Raw genomic sequence first — 4,773 nt, forward strand, 5'->3', positions numbered from 1 at the left:
GCGGGGGGCGGGGGGCGCGCGCGCGCGCGCGCGCGCGCGCCCCCCGCCCCCCGCCGCCCCCGCGCGCGGGCGCGGGGGGGCGGGCGCGCGGGGGCGCGCCCGCGGGCGCCCCCCTTCGCACACACACAGTGGGGCGCCCCCTGTCATCCCAAATCAACGCGCACTTCCTTCCCACGACGTTCTGCGGCCCGTGGGCCGGACCCTGTTGCGCGACCGGGCCTACGAGTCGCTGCGCGAGGCGATCGTGCGCGGCGACCTCGCCCCCGGCGCCCTCCTCAAGGACGCCGACCTCGCCGACCGGCTCGGCCTCTCCCGCGCGCCCGTCCGCGACGCCCTCGCCCGCCTCACCGTCGAGGGCCTCGTCGAGACCAAGCCGCAGAGCTACACCCGGGTCACCCGGCCGGTCAGCCGGATCGTCCGCGACGCCGCCTCCGTGGTCCGGGTGATGCACGAACTCGCCGCCCGCACCGCCGTCCCGCTGCTCGGCCCCGAGGCCATCCGCGCCATGCGCGAGGCCAACGAGCGCTTCGCCGCCGCCGTCCGCGTCTCCGACGTCGAGGCCGCCCTCGACGCCGACGACGAACTGCACCAGGTCCTCGTCGGCGCCAGCGGCAACCACGCCGCCGCCGCCACCATCGACCGCTACACCCCGCTGCTCCGCCGCGTCGAGCGCCGGCTCTTCGGGAACCCCGACAGCTGCGCCTCCGCCGAGCTCCACACCCGCCTCATCGACGCCTGCGCCGCCGGGGACGCGGAGGAGGCCGTCCGGATCACCAGCGAGATCTGGGCCGCCCTGGAACAGCTGGCCGACGACGCCATCGAGGTCGCCGAGGTCACCGGCATCCCCGCGCCCGCGCCGTCGCCGGCGTAACCCCGTCCCGCCACCCAAGGGAGAGCCGCCCGTGCCGATCACCGACTTCGACCGCTATCCGCTCCTCTTCGGGCCCTCCCCGGTCCACCCCCTCGAACGGCTCGGGCACCACCTCGGCGGCGCGACCCTCTGGGCCAAGCGCGAGGACTGCAACTCCGGTGTCGCGTACGGCGGGAACAAGACCCGCAAGCTGGAGTACCTGGTCGCGGACGCCCTCGCGCAGGGCTGCGACACCCTCGTCTCCATCGGCGGCGTGCAGTCCAACCACACCCGCCAGGTCGCGGCGGTCGCCGCCCGCGCCGGGCTGAAGTGCGTGCTGGTGCAGGAGAGCTGGGTCGACTGGCCCGACGCCGTCTACGACAAGGTCGGCAACATCCTGATCAGCCGGCTCGCCGGCGCCGACGTGCGGCTGGTCCGGGCCGGCTTCGGGATCGGCTTCAAGGAGAGCTGGGAGCAGGCGCTGCGGGAGGTCGAGGAGCGCGGTGGGAAGCCGTACGCGATCCCGGCCGGCGCCTCCGACCACCCGCTCGGCGGCCTCGGCTTCGCGAACTGGGCCTACGAGGTGGCCGAGCAGGAGCGGGAGCTCGGCGTCTTCTTCGACACGGTGGTGGTCTGCTCGGTGACCGGCTCCACCCAGGCCGGCATGGTGGCCGGCTTCGCCGCGCTCGCCGAGGAGGGCGGCCGGCCGCGCCGGATCATCGGCGTCGACGCCTCCGCGAAGCCCGCCGAGACCCATGAGCAGATCACCCGGATCGCCCGCTCGACCGCCGCCCTCATCGGCGTCGAGCGCGAACTCGACGGCGCCGACGTGGAGCTGGACGAGCGCTACCACGCCGGCGTCTACGGCGTCCCGGACGAGGCCACCCTCGACGCGATGCGGCTGGCCGCCCGCACCGAGGGCATGGTCACCGACCCCGTCTACGAGGGGAAGTCGATGGCCGGGCTGATCGACCTGGTGGACCGGGGCGAGATCGGCCGCTCCTCGACCGTGCTCTACGCCCACCTCGGCGGCCAGCCCGCCCTCAACGCCTACAGCGCGCTCTTCGTGTAGCGCGCCGGGACCGGCCGCTCAGAGCGCCTGGGCGGCCGGCTTCACCATGCCCCGGACCGTCCGGGACTTCACGAACTCGCCCATCGCGGTCATCTCCCACTCGCCGGAGAACTGCTTGATGAGCTTGGCCATCATCACGCCGGTCTGCGGCTCGGCGGAGGTCAGGTCGAAGCGGACCAGCTCCTCGCCGGTGGCCGCGTCCATCAGCCGGCAGTACGCCTTGGCGACCTCGGTGAACTTCTGCCCGGAGAACGAGTTCACCGTGAAGACCAGACCGGTGGCGTCGGCCGGCAGCCGGCCCAGGTCGACGGTGATGACCTCGTCGTCGCCCGCGCCCTCGCCCGTCAGGTTGTCACCGGAGTGCCGGACGGCCCCGCCCAGGATGGTCAGCTTGCCGAAGTAGCAGCTGTCCAGGTGGTTGCGCTGGGGGCCGTACGCGATGACCGAGGCGTCCAGGTCGATGTCCTTGCCCCGGTACGCGGGCTCCCAGCCGAGGCCCATCTTCACCTGGGAGAGCAGCGGGCGGCCGCCCTTGACCAGCGAGACCGTCTGGTTCTTCTGGAGGCTGACCCGGCCCTTGTCGAGGTTGATCTTGCCGGTGGGGGCCGGGGCGGCGGCCGGGGCCGCGGCGGCGAGCCGCGGGTCCACCGGGGGAGCCGGCGGCATCGGCGGGGGAGTGAACGACGGCAGGGTCTGCGCGGAGTGCACCTGCGGCGGGGTCTGCCCCGGCGGGGTGTGCATCGGCGGCGGGGTGTACGCCGGCGGGGCGACGGGCGCCGGGGCGGCGGCGGCCGGCTCCTCGTCCACGGAGACGCCGAAGTCGGTCGCGATGCCGGCCAGGCCGTTCGCGTACCCCTGGCCGACGGCACGGACCTTCCAGGCGCCGTTGCGCTGGTAGATCTCGACGACCACCAGGGCCGTCTCGGTGGCGAGCTGCGGCGGGGTGAAGGTGGCGATGACCGCGCCGCTGTCGGCGTCGCGGACGGTCGCGGTGGGCTCGATGCCCTGGAAGGTCTGTCCTGCGGCGTCCGGACTGGCGGTGACCACGATCCTCTCGATGCCGGCGGGCAGGCCGCCGGTGTCCACCAGGATCGCGTCCGGCGCGGTGCCGCCGCCGGAGCGGTAGGTGACACCGGGCCCGGCGGGCTGGTTGTAGAAGATGAAGTCGTCGTCCGAGCGCACCTTGCCGTTGGCGCCGAGCAGCAGGCCCGAGACGTCGAGCCGCACCGGGGCGGCGACGTCCACCGCGACACGGGGGGCGGTGAGCGGGAGGTTCGAGCCGGGGGTCATTGCGGTCATGCCAGGCCTAACGCTCCGGGGAGCTTTGCCGTTCCCTTACCCACGACGGGTTCCGCCGGCCTGGTTACGCGGATGGTTCCGCGCCTGCCGCTCATTGCCGAAACGGTACGCCCCGGTCCAGCGGGCCATCACCGGCTGGACGTCGCCGGACGCGGCCTCGGCCAGGAACTTCGCGGCCCGGGCGCCGCGCAGGACCCCGGCGGGCCGGCCGTGGTGGGTGAGGACGACGGAGCCGTCCTTGCGCTCTTCGTACGAGAAACCCCGTGGTGGTGGCATGCCGGGCATCCTGCCCGTCCCGGACGGGTCCGTCATATGAATTATCTTTCGCATCGTGGGTGCTGTGGGTGGGAGCTCTTTTACGACCGGGGACGTCGACGAGGCGCGTCAGGAACTCGACGCGCGCTACTACACGAGCCGGATGGACGTCGTCGACGAGCACCGGAGCTTCGCCGCCCGGTTCGACATCGTCGAGTTCGGGCCGCTCGTCATCGGCGACCTGAGCTGCGGGGCCGACGTCCGGATGAGCTTCGGCGAGCTGGGCGCGTACCACGTCAACGCCCCGATGAGCGGCACCATGGAGATGCGCCAGGGCCGCGGCCCCGCCGTCCACGCCTCGGCCCGGGAGGCGCTGCTCCTCGACCCCGCGGGGGACACCTTCCTCGACCGCTGGAGCGGCGACGGACGGATCCTCTCCGTCAAGGTCGGCGCCGCCGAACTGCGCGACCGGCTGGAGAGCCTGCTCGGCCGGCCGCCGCAGGGCGGCCTCGCCTTCCGCTCCGGCCTCGACATCTCGCGCGGCCCCGGCCTCAGCTGGGTGCGCTTCGCCCGCCGGGTCGCCGCCGAGGCGCTCGCCGGGGAGGGCCTCGCCCACCACGAACTCGTCGCCCGCCCGCTCCAGGAGGCGCTGCTCAACGGCCTGCTGCTGGCCGCCGAGCACCCCTGGCGGGACGAGCTGGCCCACCCCGGCGGGCCGCGCCGCCCGGCCCCGGTCAAGCGCGCCATGGACGCCGTCCGGGAGCGCCCCGAGCACCCCTTCACCACCACCGAACTCGCCGCCCACGCGCGCGTGAGCGTCCGCCGGCTCCAGGAGTCCTTCCGGGAGTACGTCGGGATGTCGCCGATGGCGTACGTCCGGGAGGTCCGGCTCGAACGGGTGCGGGAGGAGCTGCGGGCGGCGGAGCCGGACGAGGTGAGCGTCAGCGAGGTCGCCTGGCGCTGGGGCTTCGCGCACCAGGGGCGGTTCGCCGTCCGCTACCGCGAGAGGTTCGGCGAGTCCCCGTCCCGGACGCTGCGGACGGCGCCGTGAGCCGGGCGGTGCGCCCCTGTGCTCCTGCCGGTCGCGCATTCCGGACAGAGGCCGCGTTCCGCGGCTCGCGGTGATCTTGGAGGCCGCCTACCGTGGTCGCGTCCGGCGCTGCCAGCGCGCGCCGTCGAACCGGGCCCCGCCGGCGCCCCCCGAAAACACGCCCGGCCCCCGGACGGCCGCCCGTGCCCCGCCGGTCTGGTTAAAAAAAAAACCAAACCACCAAAAAAAAAAAAAAAAAAAAAAAAA

The 4,773-nt window shown here is 73.9% G+C and carries 5 protein-coding genes; 3 read left to right on the forward strand and 2 right to left on the reverse strand.

What is annotated here, in order from left to right; genetic code table 11:
- The first annotated feature begins 190 nt into the window (after nucleotides 1-190).
- Nucleotides 191-871, forward strand: coding sequence for a GntR family transcriptional regulator (locus ACFW1I_RS25960; RefSeq protein WP_384674277.1), 681 nt, complete (start codon nucleotides 191-193; stop codon nucleotides 869-871).
- Nucleotides 872-902: 31 nt separating this feature from the next.
- Nucleotides 903-1,922 (forward strand): 1-aminocyclopropane-1-carboxylate deaminase, encoded by a 1,020-nt coding sequence (locus ACFW1I_RS25965; protein WP_384674280.1) that lies wholly within the window; start codon nucleotides 903-905, stop codon nucleotides 1,920-1,922.
- Between the two features lie 18 nt (nucleotides 1,923-1,940).
- On the opposite strand, the gene ACFW1I_RS25970 is transcribed toward ACFW1I_RS25965, so the two are convergent.
- Together ACFW1I_RS25970 and ACFW1I_RS25975 are read right to left on the reverse strand one after the other, a co-directional pair.
- Nucleotides 1,941-3,212 (reverse strand): TerD family protein, encoded by a 1,272-nt coding sequence (locus tag ACFW1I_RS25970; protein ID WP_384674305.1) that lies wholly within the window; start codon nucleotides 3,210-3,212, stop codon nucleotides 1,941-1,943.
- 45 nt (nucleotides 3,213-3,257) lie between these two features.
- Entirely contained in the window at nucleotides 3,258-3,497 is a 240-nt protein-coding gene (locus ACFW1I_RS25975) for a hypothetical protein (RefSeq protein ID WP_384674282.1), read from the reverse strand.
- A 55-nt stretch (nucleotides 3,498-3,552) separates the two neighbouring features.
- On the opposite strand from ACFW1I_RS25975, the gene ACFW1I_RS25980 reads away from it, so the two are divergent.
- Nucleotides 3,553-4,527 carry an AraC family transcriptional regulator gene (locus ACFW1I_RS25980; protein WP_384674285.1) on the forward strand — a complete coding sequence of 325 codons (975 nt, stop codon included), beginning with the start codon at nucleotides 3,553-3,555 and terminating at the stop codon, nucleotides 4,525-4,527.
- Nucleotides 4,528-4,773: the final 246 nt, after the last annotated feature.

Source organism: Streptomyces sp. NPDC058955 (assembly GCF_042741435.1).
GTDB lineage: Bacteria > Actinomycetota > Actinomycetes > Streptomycetales > Streptomycetaceae > Streptomyces.

What these genes read in the sequence shown, in the direction of transcription:
- ACFW1I_RS25975 (WP_384674282.1), bottom strand. Translation starts at nt 3,497, where the DNA reads ATGCCACCACCACGGGGTTTCTCGTACGAAGAGCGCAAGGACGGCTCC.
- ACFW1I_RS25970 (WP_384674305.1), bottom strand. Translation starts at nt 3,212, where the DNA reads ATGACCCCCGGCTCGAACCTCCCGCTCACCGCCCCCCGTGTCGCGGTG.